Source organism: Pseudomonas sp. MBLB4136 (assembly GCF_051904765.1).
Lineage (GTDB): Bacteria > Pseudomonadota > Gammaproteobacteria > Pseudomonadales > Pseudomonadaceae > Aquipseudomonas.
In genome coordinates this window covers 4,356,012-4,371,672 of sequence record NZ_CP196713.1, presented here as the reverse complement: position 1 = coordinate 4,371,672, position 15,661 = coordinate 4,356,012, and the positions used below count along the sequence as shown (strand labels likewise).

18 protein-coding genes are annotated in these 15,661 nt (G+C 68.2%); 10 read left to right on the top strand and 8 right to left on the bottom strand.

Features of this window, described 5'->3' with window-relative positions; translation table 11 throughout:
* Window positions 1-17 precede the first annotated feature (17 nt).
* The 3 genes from rsmD to ACSX1D_RS20050 are packed head-to-tail and all read right to left on the bottom strand — an operon-like array spanning window position 18 to window position 3,443.
* Complete coding sequence (gene rsmD / locus ACSX1D_RS20060; protein WP_439860133.1) at window positions 18-614, bottom strand: 16S rRNA (guanine(966)-N(2))-methyltransferase RsmD; 597 nt, start codon at window positions 612-614, stop codon at window positions 18-20.
* Complete coding sequence (locus ACSX1D_RS20055; protein ID WP_439860132.1) at window positions 614-2,095, bottom strand: M16 family metallopeptidase; 1,482 nt, start codon at window positions 2,093-2,095, stop codon at window positions 614-616. Before ACSX1D_RS20055 ends, rsmD begins: the two co-directional genes overlap by 1 nt.
* Complete coding sequence (locus ACSX1D_RS20050; RefSeq protein ID WP_439860131.1) at window positions 2,088-3,443, bottom strand: M16 family metallopeptidase; 1,356 nt, start codon at window positions 3,441-3,443, stop codon at window positions 2,088-2,090. The genes ACSX1D_RS20055 and ACSX1D_RS20050 overlap by 8 nt, the downstream gene beginning before the upstream one ends.
* Before the next feature lie 206 nt (window positions 3,444-3,649).
* Between ACSX1D_RS20050 and ftsY the strand changes: the two genes are divergently transcribed.
* From ftsY to ACSX1D_RS20025, 5 genes are all read left to right on the top strand, one after another.
* The gene (gene ftsY, locus ACSX1D_RS20045; protein WP_439860130.1) at window positions 3,650-5,086 is read left to right on the top strand and encodes a signal recognition particle-docking protein FtsY; all 1,437 of its coding nucleotides are present in this window, start codon (window positions 3,650-3,652) and stop codon (window positions 5,084-5,086) included.
* A gap of 2 nt (window positions 5,087-5,088) precedes the next feature.
* Complete coding sequence (gene ftsE, locus ACSX1D_RS20040; protein ID WP_208707338.1) at window positions 5,089-5,757, top strand: cell division ATP-binding protein FtsE; 669 nt, start codon at window positions 5,089-5,091, stop codon at window positions 5,755-5,757.
* Entirely contained in the window at window positions 5,757-6,773 is a 1,017-nt protein-coding gene (gene ftsX, locus ACSX1D_RS20035) for a permease-like cell division protein FtsX (protein ID WP_439860129.1), read from the top strand. Before ftsE ends, ftsX begins: the two co-directional genes overlap by 1 nt.
* A gap of 111 nt (window positions 6,774-6,884) precedes the next feature.
* Entirely contained in the window at window positions 6,885-7,739 is an 855-nt protein-coding gene (gene rpoH / locus ACSX1D_RS20030) for an RNA polymerase sigma factor RpoH (protein ID WP_208707336.1), read from the top strand.
* Between the two features lie 58 nt (window positions 7,740-7,797).
* On the top strand, window positions 7,798-8,409 hold the full coding sequence (locus tag ACSX1D_RS20025; RefSeq protein WP_439860128.1) for a hypothetical protein: 612 nt from the start codon (window positions 7,798-7,800) through the stop codon (window positions 8,407-8,409).
* Window positions 8,410-8,439: 30 nt separating this feature from the next.
* On the opposite strand, the gene mtgA is transcribed toward ACSX1D_RS20025, so the two are convergent.
* On the bottom strand, window positions 8,440-9,168 hold the full coding sequence (gene mtgA, locus ACSX1D_RS20020; protein ID WP_439860127.1) for a monofunctional biosynthetic peptidoglycan transglycosylase: 729 nt from the start codon (window positions 9,166-9,168) through the stop codon (window positions 8,440-8,442).
* A gap of 68 nt (window positions 9,169-9,236) precedes the next feature.
* On the opposite strand from mtgA, the gene ACSX1D_RS20015 reads away from it, so the two are divergent.
* From ACSX1D_RS20015 to ACSX1D_RS19995, 5 genes are all read left to right on the top strand, one after another.
* The gene (locus ACSX1D_RS20015) at window positions 9,237-9,608 is read left to right on the top strand and encodes a DUF423 domain-containing protein (RefSeq protein WP_439860126.1); all 372 of its coding nucleotides are present in this window, start codon (window positions 9,237-9,239) and stop codon (window positions 9,606-9,608) included.
* Between the two features lie 103 nt (window positions 9,609-9,711).
* On the top strand, window positions 9,712-9,912 hold the full coding sequence (gene thiS, locus ACSX1D_RS20010; protein ID WP_439860125.1) for a sulfur carrier protein ThiS: 201 nt from the start codon (window positions 9,712-9,714) through the stop codon (window positions 9,910-9,912).
* Window positions 9,913-9,955: 43 nt separating this feature from the next.
* Window positions 9,956-10,750 carry a thiazole synthase gene (locus tag ACSX1D_RS20005; protein WP_208707331.1) on the top strand — a complete coding sequence of 265 codons (795 nt, stop codon included), beginning with the start codon at window positions 9,956-9,958 and terminating at the stop codon, window positions 10,748-10,750.
* A gap of 89 nt (window positions 10,751-10,839) precedes the next feature.
* Window positions 10,840-11,511, top strand: a complete 672-nt coding sequence (gene trmB / locus ACSX1D_RS20000; protein WP_218281535.1) for a tRNA (guanosine(46)-N7)-methyltransferase TrmB — start codon at window positions 10,840-10,842, stop codon at window positions 11,509-11,511.
* A gap of 181 nt (window positions 11,512-11,692) precedes the next feature.
* Entirely contained in the window at window positions 11,693-13,036 is a 1,344-nt protein-coding gene (locus tag ACSX1D_RS19995; RefSeq protein ID WP_439860124.1) for a DUF1329 domain-containing protein, read from the top strand.
* Window positions 13,037-13,116: 80 nt separating this feature from the next.
* Here the strand turns inward: ACSX1D_RS19995 and ACSX1D_RS19990 are convergent, their stop codons facing one another.
* Genes ACSX1D_RS19990 through ACSX1D_RS19975 form a run of 4 tightly spaced genes read right to left on the bottom strand, consistent with a single transcriptional unit; the run spans window position 13,117 to window position 15,647 of the window.
* Window positions 13,117-13,440, bottom strand: coding sequence for a DUF3392 domain-containing protein (locus tag ACSX1D_RS19990; RefSeq protein ID WP_439860123.1), 324 nt, complete (start codon window positions 13,438-13,440; stop codon window positions 13,117-13,119).
* A gap of 37 nt (window positions 13,441-13,477) precedes the next feature.
* Window positions 13,478-14,638: a radical SAM family heme chaperone HemW gene (hemW, locus tag ACSX1D_RS19985; RefSeq protein ID WP_439860122.1), complete on the bottom strand. Its 1,161-nt coding sequence runs from the start codon at window positions 14,636-14,638 to the stop codon at window positions 13,478-13,480.
* Window positions 14,635-15,231 carry an RdgB/HAM1 family non-canonical purine NTP pyrophosphatase gene (rdgB, locus tag ACSX1D_RS19980; RefSeq protein WP_439860121.1) on the bottom strand — a complete coding sequence of 199 codons (597 nt, stop codon included), beginning with the start codon at window positions 15,229-15,231 and terminating at the stop codon, window positions 14,635-14,637. Before rdgB ends, hemW begins: the two co-directional genes overlap by 4 nt.
* Window positions 15,228-15,647, bottom strand: coding sequence for a DUF4426 domain-containing protein (locus ACSX1D_RS19975; protein WP_439860120.1), 420 nt, complete (start codon window positions 15,645-15,647; stop codon window positions 15,228-15,230). Before ACSX1D_RS19975 ends, rdgB begins: the two co-directional genes overlap by 4 nt.
* Window positions 15,648-15,661: the final 14 nt, after the last annotated feature.

The following is a 15,661-nucleotide window of genomic DNA, read 5'->3' as shown; positions in this document are numbered from 1 at the left end:
GGGGTGGCGTCATCGCCCTAGGCGCCGCGGTGCCACAGTGCGTAGTACACCTGGCCGGCCTGCTTCTCCCGGTGCAGCCGCCAGTTGCCGGGCAGGCCCAGGCTAGAGGGCGGCGTTTCGCTTTCGCTGTAGATCCAGGCGTCGGCGCCGAGCCAGCCGCGCTCCTCCAGTAGGGTGCAGATGGGCGACAGCAGCCCCTGGTGGAACGGTGGGTCGAGAAACACCAGGTCGAAGGGCGTGGCCGGCTGCTGCTGCAGGTAGGCCAGGGCGTCGGCCTGCAGTAGCTGGCCGTGCTCGCAGCGCAGGGTCTGCAGGTGGCCGCGCAGGGCGGCCACCGAGTCCGGGTTGAGGTCCAGGGCCAGGGCGCTGCTGGCGCCACGCGACAGCGCCTCCAGGTACAGCGCGCCGCTGCCGGCGAAGGGGTCGAGCACCCGTGCCCCTTCGACATAGGGCGCCAGCCAGTTGAACAGCGTCTCGCGCACGCGGTCGGGGGTCGGGCGCAGGCTCGGGCCATCGGGGAAGGCGAAACGGCGCGAGCGCCACTGGCCACCGATGATGCGCAGCTGGCCCTGGCCGCCGTGGGCCTTGGCGGGTTTGGCGGTGACTCTGCGCATCAGTGCTCCGGTACGCCGGCAGGCGCTTCGCTGGGTTTGTCCGTCGGTGGCGGCAGTTCCTGCTGGGCCACGCTCGGTCCGGCGGTGACGATCACCAGGGCCTCGGGGTCGAGGTGCCTGGCCATCGCCGCCTTGACCTGCTCGACGCTGAGGGCCTGGACCTGGGTGACGAAGGTCTCCAGGTAGTCCAGCTGCAGGTCGTAGAAGCCGATCGTGCCGAGCTGGCCGACGATCGCCGAATTGCTCGCGGTGGACAGCGGGAAGCTGCCGGCCAGTTCGCGCTTGGCGTCGTCCAGTTCCTTCTGCGTCGGGCCCTGCTCCAGGAACTCGCGCAGCAGGTCCTTGACCAGCTGCAGGGTGCCGGCGCTGAGCTCGGCGCGGGTCTGCAGGTTGATCATGAACGGGCCGCGCGCCTGCATGGCGCTGAAACCGGAGTAGACGCCATAGGTCAGTCCGCGTTTCTCGCGCACTTCTTCCATCAGGCGGGAGCCGAAGCCGCCGCCGCCGAAGACCTGGTTACCCAGGTAGAGCGCGGCGTAGTCGGGGTCGCGGCGGTCGATGCCGAGTTGGGCGAGCATCAGATGGGTCTGCTTGGAGGGAAAGTCGATGTGGCTGCTGCCGGGCTGCGGTGACTCCGGCTGGGCAATGCGCGGCAGCGCCGGCCCTTGCGGCAGCGCCGCCGAGACCTGGGCGGCCATGGCCTCGGCTTCGCTGCGCGAGAGGTCGCCGACCAGGGCGATCACCGCATTGCCGGCGGCATAGGCCTTGGCGTGGAAGGCGCGCAGCTGCTCGGGGTCGATCGAGGGGATCGACTGCTCGGTGCCGTCGCTGGGGTGGGCATAGGGATGCTCACCGTACAGACGCTGGAACAGTTCCAGGCTGGCCAGCTTGCCCGGGTCCTGCTTCTGGTACTCGAGGCCCGCCAACACCTGGTTCTTGATCCGCGTCAGGGCGTCCTCGGGGAAGCTCGGCTGGCCTACCACCTGGTCGAACAGGCGCAGTGCCGGCTCACGAATCTCCGGGGCGCTGAGGGCGCGCAGGCTGGCCACCGCCATGTCGCGGTAGGAGCCGTTGCCGAACTGCGCGCCGAGGTTCTCGAAGCCGGCGGCGATGGCACCGGCATCCAGGCCCGGCACGCCCTCGTTGAGCATGGCGTTGGTCAGCATGGCCAGGCCGGGCACGCCGTCATCCTGACTGCTGCCGGCGGCGAAGAGCAGGCGCAGGTCGAACATCGGCAACTGGCGGGCCTCGACGAACAGCACCTTGGCGCCTTCGGCTGTCTGCCAGGTCTGGATCTGCAGGTCGCGGCGCGTCGGCGCCTGGCCGTTCAGTTCGGCGAGGGACTCGAGCTTGCTGCTGGCGACCGGAGCAGGCTCGGGTGCGGCGCTGTGGTCGGAGGCGACCACCAGCAGCAGGAGCGCCAGCAGCGCTGCGAGTGCCAGGCCGAGCAGGCCGTAGCGTAGACCGTTGCGTTCACTCATTGCGCGCCTCCTCGGGCAGGACATGGGCGACGCTGAGGCGGTCGCGGGTGAAGAAGGTGCGTGCGGCATGCTGGATATCGGCCGGGGTCACGGCCTCCAGCTCGGCCAGTTCCTGATCGATCAGCTTCCAGGACAGGCCGACGGTTTCCAGCTGGCCGATGGTGGTGGCCTGGCTGGTGATCGAGTCGCGGTCGTAGACCAGCCCGGCGATCACCTGGGCGCGCACCCGCGCCAGCTCCTCGGCGGAGGGCGGAGTCTGCTGCAGGTCCTGCAGCTCGCGCCACAGGCCGGCCTCGGTCTGCTCCAGGGTCTTGCCGGTCTGCACGTTGGGCGTGGCGGACAGCACGAACAGGCTGTCGCCGCGGGCGTAGGCGTTGTACCAGGCGGACGCGCCGGACACCAGTTCCTCGCCGCGCTCCAGGCGCGTCGGCAAGCGTGCGCTGTAGCCGCCGTCGAGCAGGGCGGCGATCAGGCGCAGGGCGTGCACCTGACGTGGGTGCTCGGCGGTGGCCAGGCCCGGTACGTTGAAGCCCATCAGCAGGTTCGGCAACTGGGTCTTCAGGTGCAGGGTGAGGCGTCGCTCGCCTGGTGCCGGCAGCTCGCGCGGGGCCTTGGCGGTTGGTACCGGGCGCCGGGGAATGGGGCCGAAGTAGCGCTCGGCCAGCGTCCTGACCTCATCGGCCGTGACATCGCCGACCACCACCAGGGTGGCGTTGTTCGGCGCGTACCAGGCCTGGTACCAGGCGCGCAGCTCCTCGATGCTCATGCGCTCGAGGTCGGCCATCCAGCCGATGGTCGGGGTGTGGTAGCCGCTGGCGGGGTAGGCCATGGCCTTGAAGCGTTCGTAGGCCTTGCTCGACGGCTTGTCGTCGGTGCGCAGGCGGCGCTCCTCCTTGATCACCTCGATCTCACGCTGGAACTCGTCGGCCGGCAGCTTGAGGCTGGCCAGGCGATCGGCCTCCAGCTCCAGGGCCACGGCCAGGCGATCGCGCGCCAACACCTGGTAGTAGGCGGTGTAGTCGTCGCTGGTGAAAGCGTTCTCCTCGGCGCCCAGCTCGCGCAGGATGCGCGAGGCCTCGCCGGGACCAAGCTTGCGACTGCCCTTGAACATCATGTGCTCCAGGGCATGGGACAGGCCGGTCTGGCCAGGCGTCTCGTAGCTGGAGCCGACCTTGTACCAGAGCTGGGAAACCACCACCGGCGCGCGGTGATCTTCGCGGACTATGACCTTGAGGCCATTGTCCAGGCTGAATTCGTGGGTCGGTTGGGGGGCGGCGGCGAGTGCCATCAGCGGCATGCAGAGCGCGCCGAGGACTGCGCCGACGGCGCGGCGGGCAATCATATTCATTAACTGTCGACCTGTCGGGCGGCCCGCTTGAACTTAGCGTCGGCGGGCGCGGAGGTGCTAGGATACTCATCCGTTTTACTGGCGGCCATGCCTGTTAAGCCTGCTGAAAACCGCTGCGCAGCGTCGTGTGGGTTTGCCTGCCCAGCCTTTGCGATGTTTTCAGACCTGCCTATCGGCGCGTCGCTCCTTTGAGATAGCCGTCCTCCATGTTTGGTTCCAACGACGACAAGAAGACTCCCGCCGCATCCGCGGCCGAGCAAGCTGCCGAGAAAGGCGCGGATCAAGCCGCGGAAAAGAAGGGCCTGTTCGGCTGGCTGCGCAAGAAGCCGCAGGCGCCTGCCGACGCCACCGCGCCGGCCACTCCGGAGCCGACTCCTGTGGCCGAGGTGACGCCAGCGCCGCCAGTAGTCGAGCCGACCTCTACGCCGGTGGCTTCGCCTGCCGATAGCGCCGTGGCCGCGACCGCTGAGCCGGCGCCCCAGGCCGCTGCCGTAGCGGCGCCAGCCGCGCCGACTGCCGGCTACCTGCCAGAGGCGCCGGCCGCTCCGCAATCGACACCGGCGTCGACGCCAGCCGCAGCGCCCAGCGCCTCGCGCTTTCGCATCAATGCCGGCAGCGAGGTGCTGCACACCCCGCTGCCGACGCCGGCGCCCGAGCCGGTCGCGCCGCCCGCCCCCGTGGTCGCGCCGCCAGTCGAGCAGGCCAAGCCGGGCGACAACCAGGGCGGCTGGTTCGCCCGCCTCAAGCAGGGCCTGTCGAAGACCAGCGCCAGCCTGGGTGAGGGCATGGCCAGCCTGTTCCTCGGCAAGAAGGCGATCGACGACGACCTGCTCGACGAGATCGAGACCCGCCTGCTGATGGCCGATGTCGGCGTCGAGGCCACCACCGCGATCATCCAGAGCCTGACCCAGAAGGTCGCGCGCAAGCAGCTGACCGACAGCGGCGCGCTGTACAAGGCCCTGCAGGAGGAGCTGACCGTGCTGCTCAAGCCGGTCGAGCAGCCCCTGCACATCGACCACGCCAAGCGCCCCTATGTGATCCTGGTGGTCGGGGTGAATGGCGTCGGCAAGACCACCACCATCGGCAAGCTGGCGAAGAAGCTGCAGCTGGACGGCAACAAGGTGATGCTGGCGGCCGGCGACACCTTCCGCGCCGCCGCGGTGGAGCAGCTGCAGGTGTGGGGCGAGCGCAACCAGATCGCGGTGATCGCCCAGCACACCGGCGCCGACTCCGCCTCGGTGATCTTCGATGCGGTGCAGGCCGCCAAGGCGCGCGGCATGGACGTGCTGATCGCCGATACGGCCGGGCGCCTGCACACCAAGGACAACCTGATGGAGGAGCTGAAGAAGGTCCGCCGGGTGATCGGCAAGCTGGACGACAGCGCGCCCCACGAAGTGCTGCTGGTGCTGGACGCCGGCACCGGGCAGAACGCCATCAACCAGGCCAAGCAGTTCAACCAGACGGTCAGCCTCAGCGGCCTGGTGCTCACCAAGCTGGACGGCACGGCCAAGGGCGGGGTGATCTTCGCCCTGGCCAAGCAGTTCGGCCTGCCGATCCGCTATATCGGCGTCGGCGAAGGCATCGACGACCTGCGCACCTTCGAGGCCGAGGCCTTTGTCCAGGCGCTGTTCGCGGAGAAATAGGGATGATTCGATTCGAGCAGGTCGGTAAACGTTACCCCAACGGTCACGTCGGGCTGCACGAGCTGAGTTTTCGCGTGCGCCGCGGCGAGTTCCTGTTCGTCACCGGCCACTCCGGTGCCGGCAAGAGCACCCTGCTGCGCCTGCTGCTGGCGATGGAGCGGCCGACCAGCGGCAAGTTGCTGCTCGCCGGGCAGGACCTGGCGCAGATCACCAGCGCACAGATTCCCTACCTGCGCCGGCAGATCGGCGTGGTGTTCCAGAATCATCAGCTGCTGTTCGACCGCAGCGTATTCGACAACGTCGCCCTGCCGTTGCAGATACTCGGCCTGGGCAAGGCGGAGATCGGCCAGCGGGTCGGCGCCGCGCTGGAGCGGGTGGCCTTGTCGGACAAGGTCGAGCTGTTTCCCGGCGACCTCTCGACCGGCCAGCAGCAGCGCGTCGGCATCGCCCGCGCCATCGTCCATCGCCCGGCCCTGCTGTTGGCCGACGAACCGACCGGCAACCTCGACCCGCGTCTGGCGGCGGAGATCATGGGCGTGTTCGAAGACATCAACCGCCTCGGCACCAGCGTGCTGATCGCCAGCCACGACCTGGCCCTGATCGCGCGCATGCGCCACCGCATGCTGACCCTGCAACGCGGCCGCCTGATCGGCGACGGGGAGGCAGTCTGATGAGCGCCACGCGCATTCCGCCACCGCAGCCGGCCCAGCGTGTCGGCGCGGCACCGAAGAAGACCGAGCACACGGCCGCCGACGAGGGCCCGGATTTCCGTACCCAGCTGCATGCCTGGCTGGAGAGTCACCGCGCCAGCCTGGCCGACAGCCTGCGCCGCCTGGCCAAGCAGCCGATCGGCAGCTTCTTCACCTGCCTGGTGATGGCCGTTGCCCTGAGCCTGCCGATGGGCCTGGCCCTGCTGCTGGATAACGTCGAGCGCCTCGGCGGCTCCTGGCAACGCGCCGCGCAGATCTCCCTGTTCCTGCAGGTCGACGCCAGCGAGGTCGAGGGTGAGGGCCTGCGCGAGCTGATCGCGGCGATGGAGGATGTCGCCGAGGCCGAGTGGATCAGCCGCGAACAGGCACTGGACGAGTTCCAGCAGCAGTCCGGGCTCGGCGAGGCGCTCAAGGAACTGCCGGAAAACCCCCTGCCGGGCGTGGTGCTGGTCACCCCCAAGGAAATCGACAAGGCCAACCTGGAGGCCCTGCGTCTGCGCCTGGCCGAGCTGCCCAAGGTGCAGCAGGCCCAGCTCGATCTGCTCTGGGTCGAGCGCCTGACGGCGATCCTCAACCTGGGCGACCGCTTCGTCTTCGGCCTGACCCTGCTGCTGGTGCTGGCCCTGCTGCTGGTGATCGGCAACACCATTCGCCTGCACATCGAGAATCGCCGTACCGAGATCGAGGTGATCAAGCTGGTCGGCGGCACCGACAGCTACGTGCGCCGGCCCTTCCTCTATATGGGCGCGCTGTATGGATTCGGCGCCGGGCTGCTGGCCTGGCTGGTGCTGGCCTATGGCCTGGGTTGGCTGAACGATGCCGTGGTGCGCCTGGCCGGTCTGTATGGCAGCGACTTCGCCCTGGCCGGGGTGCCCACGGCCGATGGCCTGTCGCTGCTGCTCGGTGCGGTGCTGCTGGGCTACATCGGCGCCTGGCTGGCCGTCGCACGCCATTTGAGCGAGCTCGCGCCCAGGTAGTAACCGATTGATTTCTTTAATATTGACTATCTGTAACGGAACTTGTATACGCGTTCCTAGTCGTATTGCGCAGTGCTACACTGCACGCGTTTCGTGAGTCGGAGGGTTCAAATGTCAACGTCCTTGCAACCTGTTCATGCCCTAGTCCCAGGCGCCAACCTGGAGGCTTACGTGCACGCGGTCAACAGCATCCCGCTGCTGACGCCGGAGCAGGAGCGCGAGCTGGCCGAGAGCCTCTACTACAAGCAGGATCTCGAGGCCGCCCGGCAGATGGTGCTGGCCCACCTGCGTTTCGTCGTGCATATCGCCCGCAGCTATTCCGGCTATGGCCTGGCCCAGGCCGACCTGATCCAGGAAGGCAACGTCGGCCTGATGAAGGCGGTCAAGCGCTTCAACCCGGAAATGGGCGTGCGCCTGGTGTCCTTCGCCGTGCACTGGATCCGTGCCGAGATCCACGAGTTCATCCTGCGCAACTGGCGCATCGTCAAGGTCGCCACCACCAAGGCCCAGCGCAAGCTGTTCTTCAACCTGCGCAGCCAGAAGAAGCGGCTGGCCTGGCTGAACAACGACGAAGTGCATGCGGTGGCGGAAAGCCTGGGGGTCGAGCCCCACGAGGTGCGCGAGATGGAGAGCCGCCTGACCGGCCACGACATGGCCTTCGATCCGGCCAACGATGCCGACGACGACAGCGCCTTCCAGTCGCCGGCCCAGTATCTGGAAGACCACCGTTACGACCCCGCGCGCCAGCTGGAGGATGCCGACTGGAGCGACAGCGCCACCGCCAACCTGCACGAAGCGCTGGAAGGGCTCGACGAGCGCAGCCGCGACATCCTCTACCAGCGTTGGCTGGCCGAGGAGAAGGCCACGCTGCACGACCTGGCCGCCAAGTACAACGTCTCCGCCGAGCGCATCCGCCAGCTGGAGAAGAACGCGATGAACAAGCTCAAGGGCTCGATTGCCGCCTGAGCGCCGAACCTGAACAAGCCGCACCCGGGTGCGGCTTTTTTCTGCCTGGAGATTAGCCGTGAAGTTGCCACCCCTGGGGCCCCGGCAATGGCTGGTGTTTGCCGCCGTCGCCCTGCTGTTCTTCGCCTGGGGCGCCTTTCTGGTGCGCACGCCCCCGCCGGATGAGCCGCTACCCTGGCTGGCCGAGTGGCAGGCCCTGGTGCTGGAGCCGCTGGCCGATGAGCGCCTGCGTCTGGCGGAGTTGAGTGTCCTGGTCGCCGGTGAGCTGTGGTTGCAGCCGCGACCGCAGGGCGCGCGCCTGCTCTACCGCGGCGAGTGGCTGGACGCCGGCGTGCCCTGGCGCCTGGAGGCCGAGCTGGCGCTGAGCGAGGCCGAGCGCAGCAGCCTGATGGCGGCGACCGGGCTGGGGACGGAAGACACCGAGCAACCGCTTGCTGCACAGCTCGTCGCGCAGCTGGGCGGTCATGGCATCGTCGGCCTGACCCTCGAACCCCAGGATGCAGTGCCGGCCGCGCGCCTGGCCAGCAGTCTCGGTCAGCCGCGCCTGCGCCTGCAGCTGGACGACGGTGAGGCCTGGGTCTACCCGCAGCTGGGCCTGACCGCCCATGCCGACGGAGAGCGACTGCGCGTGCTGCAAGCTGTGCCACAGCGGGTCCTGGGTTCGCGCTGAGCCGGTCGGGCTATCGGCGGCTGTCTGTGCTCACAGCCAGCCGGGCCACCAGTCCGGGCGCGCACCGCGCAGCTGGTTGAGGTAGTGGCTTCCCCCCAATTGCCACATCTGCTGGCGAATCCAGGCGGCGCGGCGGCTGACCCGGCTGCTCGGTCGGCTGGCGCTCCACTGGCGCGGGTTGGGCAGTACCGCGGCCAGCAGGCTGGCCTGCTGGCGCGACAGGTAGGGCGCGCCCTTGTCGAAGTGGTGCCGTGCCGCGGCTTCGGCACCGAACACCCCTTCACCCCATTCGACGCTGTTGAGGTAGACCTCGAGAATCCGATGCTTCGGCCAGAGCAGCTCGATCAGCGCGGTGAACCAGGCCTCCACGCCCTTGCGCAGCCAGCTGCGGCCGGACCAGAGGAACAGGTTCTTGGCCACCTGCTGGCTCAGCGTGCTGCCGCCGCGCAACGAGCCGCCCTGGCGATTGTGGCTAAGTGCCGCGCGGATCGCCGCGACATCGAAGCCCCAGTGCTCGGCGAACTTCTGGTCCTCGGCGGCGATCACCGCCAGCTTGAGGTCGTCGGGCAGCTCGCCCCAGGGGCGCCAGGTTCGTTGCAGGTCGATCGGCCGGTCATTGACCCAGGATTGCACCTTGCGCTCGACCATCAGCGCCGTGCCTGGCGGCGGCACCCAGCGAAACAGCAGGACCAGCACGGCCGTGGCGGCCATGAAGTAGAGCAGCAGTTTCAGCAGTTGGCGGCGGATGGAGCGGAACATGCGAGCTTGGCCGGGAGGGGGGTGGCGGGCCATTATAGCGGCCGCCTTCGAATTGTCTGGAGTGACGCATGGCTCGTCTGTGGTTGTTGCTGGCCGCTTTTGCCGGATTCACCGGGGTCGCCCTCGGCGCCTTCGCCGCCCATGGCCTGAAGGCTCGGCTCAGCGCCGACCACCTGGCGGTGTTCCAGACCGGCAGCCACTATCAACTGATCCATGCCCTGGCGCTGTTCGGCGTCGCCCTGCTGGCCCTGCAGGCGCCCGGGCGCCTGGTCAACCTGGCCGGGGCGCTGTTCGTCCTGGGCATCCTGCTGTTTTCCGGCAGCCTGTACCTGCTGGCCCTGAGCGGCTACGGCAGGATCGGCATCGTCACCCCCTTCGGTGGCCTGGCCTTTCTCGGCGGCTGGCTGTGCCTGGCGCTGGCGGCTCTTCGCCTGACTTGACCCGTGCGTCAGGAAAGCTGGACGAATGGCGCCCTTTAGCCTTGGTCGGCGCCGATGATCGGGCTAGAATGCCGACCCTCTCTCAAGATGTGACCGCTCCAGCATGCACATTCAGTTGAACGGTGAAGCATTCGAGCTGCCCGATGGCCAGACCGTCGCCGACCTGCTCGGACGTCTGGACCTGGCCGGCCGGCGCATTGCGGTCGAGCTCAATCTGGACATCGTGCCACGCAGCCAGCACGCCAGTACCGCGCTTCGCGACGGTGACCGGGTCGAAGTGGTACATGCCATCGGTGGCGGCTGAGCCCGCCGCCCCGTCCCCCGTCATTAGTCCCGAGGAGTCTTCGATGAGCCACGTTCGCAGCGACAAGCCCTTCACCCTGGCCGGCCGCACCTACCAGTCGCGCCTGCTGGTCGGCACCGGCAAGTACAAGGACCTCGACGAAACCCGCGCGGCCATCGAGGCCTCGGGGGCGGAGATCGTCACGGTTGCCGTGCGCCGCACCAATATCGGCCAGAATCCCGGCGAGCCGAACCTGCTCGAGGTGATCTCGCCGGAGCGCTACACCATTCTGCCGAACACCGCCGGTTGCTACGACGCCGACGAGGCCGTGCGCACCTGCCGCCTGGCCCGCGAGCTGCTCGATGGCCACAAGCTGGTCAAGCTGGAGGTGTTGGCCGACCAGAAGACCCTGTTCCCCAACGTGATCGAAACCCTCAAGGCCGCCGAAGTGCTGGTCAAGGATGGCTTCGACGTGATGGTCTACACCAGCGACGATCCGATCATCGCCCGCCAGCTGGCCGACATGGGCTGCATCGCGGTGATGCCGCTGGCCGGCCTGATCGGCACCGGCCTGGGCATCTGCAACCCCTACAACCTGCGCATCATCCTCGAAGAGGCGACGGTGCCGGTGCTGGTCGATGCCGGCGTGGGTACCGCCTCCGACGCGACCATCGCCATGGAACTGGGCTGCGAAGCGGTGCTGATGAACAGCGCCATCGCCCATGCGCAGAACCCGGTGCTGATGGCCGAGGCGATGAAGTACGCCATCGAGGCCGGACGCCTGGCCTACCTGGCCGGGCGCATGCCGAAGAAACTCTATGCCAGTGCCTCGTCGCCACTGGAAGGCCTGATCCGTTGATCTGTGGCCGCCCCAAGCCCCATCGTTCTTAAGAGCCCCCGATGACTGAATCCCACGATCCCTCGGCACCGGCCGAGGAACAGCGCCACCTGCGTACCATCAAGAGCTTCGTCATGCGCGCCGGACGGATGACCGAAGGCCAGCAGCGTGGCCTGGACCAGGGCTGGCCGAAGTTCGGCCTGGAACTGCAGGCCGGCGCGCCGGATTTCGACCAGGTGTTCGGCCGCAGCGCGCCGCGCACCTTCGAGATCGGCTTCGGCATGGGCCATTCCCTGTTGGAGATGGCCGCCGCCGCGCCGGAGCAGGACTTCATCGGCGTCGAGGTGCACCGGCCGGGCGTCGGCGCCCTGCTCAACGGTCTGATGACGCAGAACCTGAGCAATGTGCGGGTCTACAGCTGCGATGCCCTCGAGGTGCTGCGCCAGTGCGTGGCCGACGCCAGCCTCGATCGCCTGCTGCTGTTCTTCCCCGACCCCTGGCACAAGGCCCGTCATCACAAGCGCCGCATCGTCCAGCCGGCCTTCGCCGAACTGGTGCGGCAGAAGCTCAAGGTCGGCGGCGTGCTGCACATGGCCACCGACTGGCAGCCCTATGCCGAGCACATGCTCGAGGTGATGCAAGCCGCGCCGGGTTATCACAACCTGGCGGCGGACGGGGACTACGTGCCGCGGCCGCCGGAGCGGCCGATCACCAAGTTCGAGCGCCGCGGCGAGCGCCTCGGCCACGGCGTGTGGGACCTCAAGTTCCAGCGCAGCGCCTGAACCGCACGCACCAGACTATCGGCGCTGCCCGCGCGGCGCCGCCATCAGGACGATGGCAGATGATCGGGACCACCCGACGCCAGGACGGCCCCTCACCTCGATGACTCCGATAGAAGCGCAACCACTCACGCACGAAATAAGAAAGGCGGCGTACGCTCGACGGCGCCGTGAGGAGAATGTTGTGTTGCGAACACTTTCACTGCTGCTGCTGGCGACCCTGGCGCTGCCGGCGCAGGCCAAGCTGGACGCTGCCCAGGCCGCCCGTCTGGGGCAGGACCTGACGCCGCTGGGCGGCGAGCGGGCCGGCAATGCCGAGGGCACCATCCCGGCCTGGCAGGGTGGCCTGGCCCAGCCACCGGCCGGCTATCGGCCCGGGATGCACCACCCCGACCCCTACGCCGGCGACGCCCCGCTGTACCAGGTCGACGGGCGCAATCTCGAGCCGTACCGCGCCCGCCTGTCGGCGGGGCACCAGGCGCTGCTCGCGCGGCATCCGGACTACTTCCTGCGCGTCTATCCGACCCGGCGCAGCGCCGCGGCGCCGCAGCGGATCTACGACGCCACCCGCTACAATGCGCAGAACGCCGAGCTGATCTCCGGCGGCAACGGCGTCGCCGGGGTCGCGGCGGGGGTGCCCTTCCCGCTGCCGGAAGATGGCCAGCAGGCCATCTGGAACCACATCATGCGTTACCGCGGCGAGCAGATCAGCATGGTCACCAACCAGGCGGCGGTGCTGGCCAATGGTGCCTACAACCTGCTCAAGCTGGAGCGCGACGTGTATTTCCGCTATGGCCGCGAAGGCGTCAGCCCGCAGGACCTGGACAATACCCTGTTCCACTACCGCTACAAGGTGGTCGCCCCGGCCAAGCTGGCCGGCTCGGCGCTGCTGGTGCAGGAGACCCTCGACCAGGTCCTGGCGATCCGCAAGGCCTGGCGCTTCAGCCGCGGCGAGCGCCGCGTGCGGCGCCTGCCGATGCTGGCCTACGACAGCCCGCAGCCGGACACCAACGGCATGGCCACCGCCGACATGGTCGACACCTACAACGGCGCGCCGGATCGCTACACCTGGAAGCTGCTCGGCAAGCGCGAGCTGCTGGTGCCCTACAACAGCTACGCGGTACACCAGCAGGGCATCCCCTACGACAGCATCCTGCAGCGCAACACGGTCAATCCCGGGCTGCTGCGCTACGAGCTGCACCGTGTCTGGCTGGTCGAGGCCGAGTTGCGCAAGGGCTTCCGCCACCCCTACGCCAAGCGGCGTTTCTACCTGGACGAGGACAGCTGGCAGATCCTCGCGGTCGACCTGTATGACGATGCTGGCCAGCTGGTCGGCCTGCAGGAGAGCCACCCGATCAGCTACTACGAGGTGCCGATGTTCGGCAGCACCCTGGAGACCCTCTACGACCTCGAGGGCGGGCGCTTCTTCGTCGACGGCATGGACAACAACGAGCCGATGTACGACTTCGCCGCGGAGCTGGGGCCGCGCGACTTCACCCCGCAGGCGCTGCGCCGCGTCGGCAACTGAGGCCGGGCTCGCCGCACTGAACAAGCCGCCGCTTCAGGCGGCTCTTTATTGTGCGCAGGAAGGGGGCGACAGGCTGGCGGCTAGTTGCGATCGGCCAGCACGCCAATCAGGAAGAACACCAGCAGCAGCACCGGCGCCAGGGTGTAGTTGTTGAAGTGGCCGAGGCCCTGGGACAGCCAGGGGGTGAGGAAGACGATCGCCAGGCCGTAGCCGAGCGCGCAGACCAGCACGAAGATCAGCGTGCGCAGGAAGAAGTTGAGGTTGCCGATACTGCGCTGCACCCAGGCGTTGATCCCCGGGCCGAACAGCACGAACAGGGTGGCCATGATCGCCAGGGAGATGTCGTACAGATGGCCACGGCTCCAGCGCGAGAGGGTGGCGATCAGTTCGAGTAACAGGTCCATGCGGGGTCCTTAGCGCCGCGGGCGCATGAATAGCCGGTCAGGGCAGGAAGTGTTGCAGCAGGTCGTTGAGAAACAGCTGACCCTCGCGGGTGGCGCTCAGTCGTGCCGGATCGCGGTGCAGCAGGCCGCGGCGCTCGGCCTCGGTGCGGGCGCCGGCGAGCAGCGCCAGCGGCAGGCCGGTGCGCGCGCTGAACAGCTCGCTGGCCACTCCGTCGGTGAGGCGCAGCACGTTCATCAGGAACTCGAAGGGCAGCTCGTCGGCCTCCAGCAGTCGCTCGCCGGCGCTGAAGCGCTTGCCTGCATCCAGGTAGTCCTTGGGCAGGCGGGTCTTCCAGCTGCGCTTGATCACGCCCTGCGGGCTGCTCAGCTTGGCGTGGGCGCCGGCGCCGATGCCGAGGAAGTCGCCGAAGGTCCAGTAATTGAGGTTGTGCCGGGCCGCCCGGTCCGGCTGGGCATAGGCCGACACCTCGTACTGGGCGTAGCCGTGCTCGGCCAGCAGGGCCTGGCCGGCCTCCTGGATGTCCCAGAGGATGTCGTCTTCCGGCAGCGTCGGCGGCTGGCTCCAGAACACCGTATTCGGTTCCAGGGTCAGCTGGTACCAGGACAGATGCGTCGGTGCCTGGGCGATGGCGGTGCGCAGGTCGTCGAGGGCGTCGTCGAGGGACTGGTTGGGCAACCCGTGCATCAGGTCCAGGTTGAAGTTGTCGAAGCCGGCGGCGCGGGCCATGTCGGCGGCGCGGACCGCTTCAACGCCGTTGTGGATGCGCCCCAGGGCCTGGAGCTTGTCGGCCTGGAAGCTCTGCACGCCGATCGACAGGCGATTGATGCCGAGGGCGCGGTAGGCGGCGAACTTGGCCTGTTCGAAGGTGCCGGGGTTGGCCTCCAGGGTGATCTCGATGTCGGGGGCGAACGGCACGCGGCGCTCGACCCCCTCCAGCAGGCGGCCGAGGGCCTGGGCGGAAAACAGGCTGGGGGTGCCGCCTCCGAAGAAGATCGAGGTCAGCGGGCGACCATGGACCTGCGGCAATTCTTCATCGAGGTCGGCCAGCAGGGCGTCGACGTACGCCTGCTCGGGCAGCGTCGGGCCGGCGGCATGGGAGTTGAAGTCGCAGTAGGGGCACTTCTTCACGCACCAGGGAATATGGATGTAGAGCGCGAGTGGCGGGAGCTGAAAGCCCCCGCCGGCGGAAGTGCTCATACGAGCCCCAGGCGCTGCTTGAGCAAGGCCATGGCGCGGGCGCGGTGGCTCAGCTGGTTCTTCTGCGCCGGCGCCAGTTCGGCGCTGGCGCAGTTGCGCTCCGCGACCCAGAACAGCGGATCGTAGCCGAAGCCCTGGTCGCCACGCGGCTGGTGCAGGATGCGCCCGTGCCACAGGCCTTCGCAGAGGATCGGCAGGGGGTCTTCGGCGTGCCGCAGCAGGGCCAGGGCGCAGACGAACTGGGCGCCGCGCTGTTCATCCGGGACGTCCCGCAGGGCTTCGAGCAGCTTGGCGTTGTTCGCCGCATCGCCCTGCCCGTCGGCGTAGCGCGCCGAGTAGATCCCCGGGGCGCCGCCGAGGGCGTCCACCGCCAGGCCTGAGTCGTCGGCCAGGGCCGGCAGGCCTGATACCCGGGCGGCGTGGCGGGCCTTGAGGATGGCGTTTTCGATGAAGCTCAGGCCGGTTTCTTCCGGCTCGACGCTGCTGAACTCGCCAACCGAGCGCACGCGCACGGCGTCGCCGAGCATGGCCTGGAGTTCCTTGAGTTTGCCGGCGTTATGGCTGGCGAGTACGAGTTCGCTGATGGGCATCATTCGTCCGGAAAGAATTCCTGGCTGAAGTCGAGGCTGTGGGCGACGCCGTCGCCGGCCTTGACGTTGATGGAGAAACGCAGCACTTCGCGGTTCTCGAAGGGAAACTGCGCCAGGTAATAGATCGCCGAGCCTTCGTTGACCTGCTTGAAGTTCAGCGGGTGGCTCTGTCCGAGGAGGTTCTTCACCTCGCCGTCGACACTGGCGGCCATGGCTGCGCCGGCCTTGAGCACGGAGATGTTGACCACGCCCTGGCGCTTGCTGCGTACCAGGCCGGTGGCGGCGGCGATATCCGGCTGGAGGAAGCTGGAGTTGAAGGCGATGTAGTGCACATCCAGCTCGCCGAAGCTCTGCTTGCGCTCGGCAAGCACCGGCAGGCTCAGGCACAGGGCGATGAAGAATAGGGTGATGCGGCGCATGGTGGCTCTCCTGC

Bases quoted from the DNA above. Each gene is read 5' to 3' on its own strand.
- ACSX1D_RS20055 (WP_439860132.1), bottom strand. From the start codon at position 2,095: ATGAGTGAACGCAACGGTCTACGCTACGGCCTGCTCGGCCTGGCACTC.
- ACSX1D_RS20050 (WP_439860131.1), bottom strand. From the start codon at position 3,443: ATGAATATGATTGCCCGCCGCGCCGTCGGCGCAGTCCTCGGCGCGCTC.
- thiS (WP_439860125.1), top strand. From the start codon at position 9,712: ATGCACATTCAGTTGAACGGTGAAGCATTCGAGCTGCCCGATGGCCAG.
- rsmD (WP_439860133.1), bottom strand. From the start codon at position 614: ATGCGCAGAGTCACCGCCAAACCCGCCAAGGCCCACGGCGGCCAGGGC.
- rdgB (WP_439860121.1), bottom strand. From the start codon at position 15,231: ATGATGCCCATCAGCGAACTCGTACTCGCCAGCCATAACGCCGGCAAA.
- ACSX1D_RS20005 (WP_208707331.1), top strand. From the start codon at position 9,956: ATGAGCCACGTTCGCAGCGACAAGCCCTTCACCCTGGCCGGCCGCACC.
- ftsY (WP_439860130.1), top strand. From the start codon at position 3,650: ATGTTTGGTTCCAACGACGACAAGAAGACTCCCGCCGCATCCGCGGCC.
- ACSX1D_RS20015 (WP_439860126.1), top strand. From the start codon at position 9,237: ATGGCTCGTCTGTGGTTGTTGCTGGCCGCTTTTGCCGGATTCACCGGG.
- ftsE (WP_208707338.1), top strand. From the start codon at position 5,089: ATGATTCGATTCGAGCAGGTCGGTAAACGTTACCCCAACGGTCACGTC.
- hemW (WP_439860122.1), bottom strand. From the start codon at position 14,638: ATGAGCACTTCCGCCGGCGGGGGCTTTCAGCTCCCGCCACTCGCGCTC.
- ACSX1D_RS19990 (WP_439860123.1), bottom strand. From the start codon at position 13,440: ATGGACCTGTTACTCGAACTGATCGCCACCCTCTCGCGCTGGAGCCGT.
- ftsX (WP_439860129.1), top strand. From the start codon at position 5,757: ATGAGCGCCACGCGCATTCCGCCACCGCAGCCGGCCCAGCGTGTCGGC.
- ACSX1D_RS19975 (WP_439860120.1), bottom strand. From the start codon at position 15,647: ATGCGCCGCATCACCCTATTCTTCATCGCCCTGTGCCTGAGCCTGCCG.
- mtgA (WP_439860127.1), bottom strand. From the start codon at position 9,168: ATGTTCCGCTCCATCCGCCGCCAACTGCTGAAACTGCTGCTCTACTTC.
- rpoH (WP_208707336.1), top strand. From the start codon at position 6,885: ATGTCAACGTCCTTGCAACCTGTTCATGCCCTAGTCCCAGGCGCCAAC.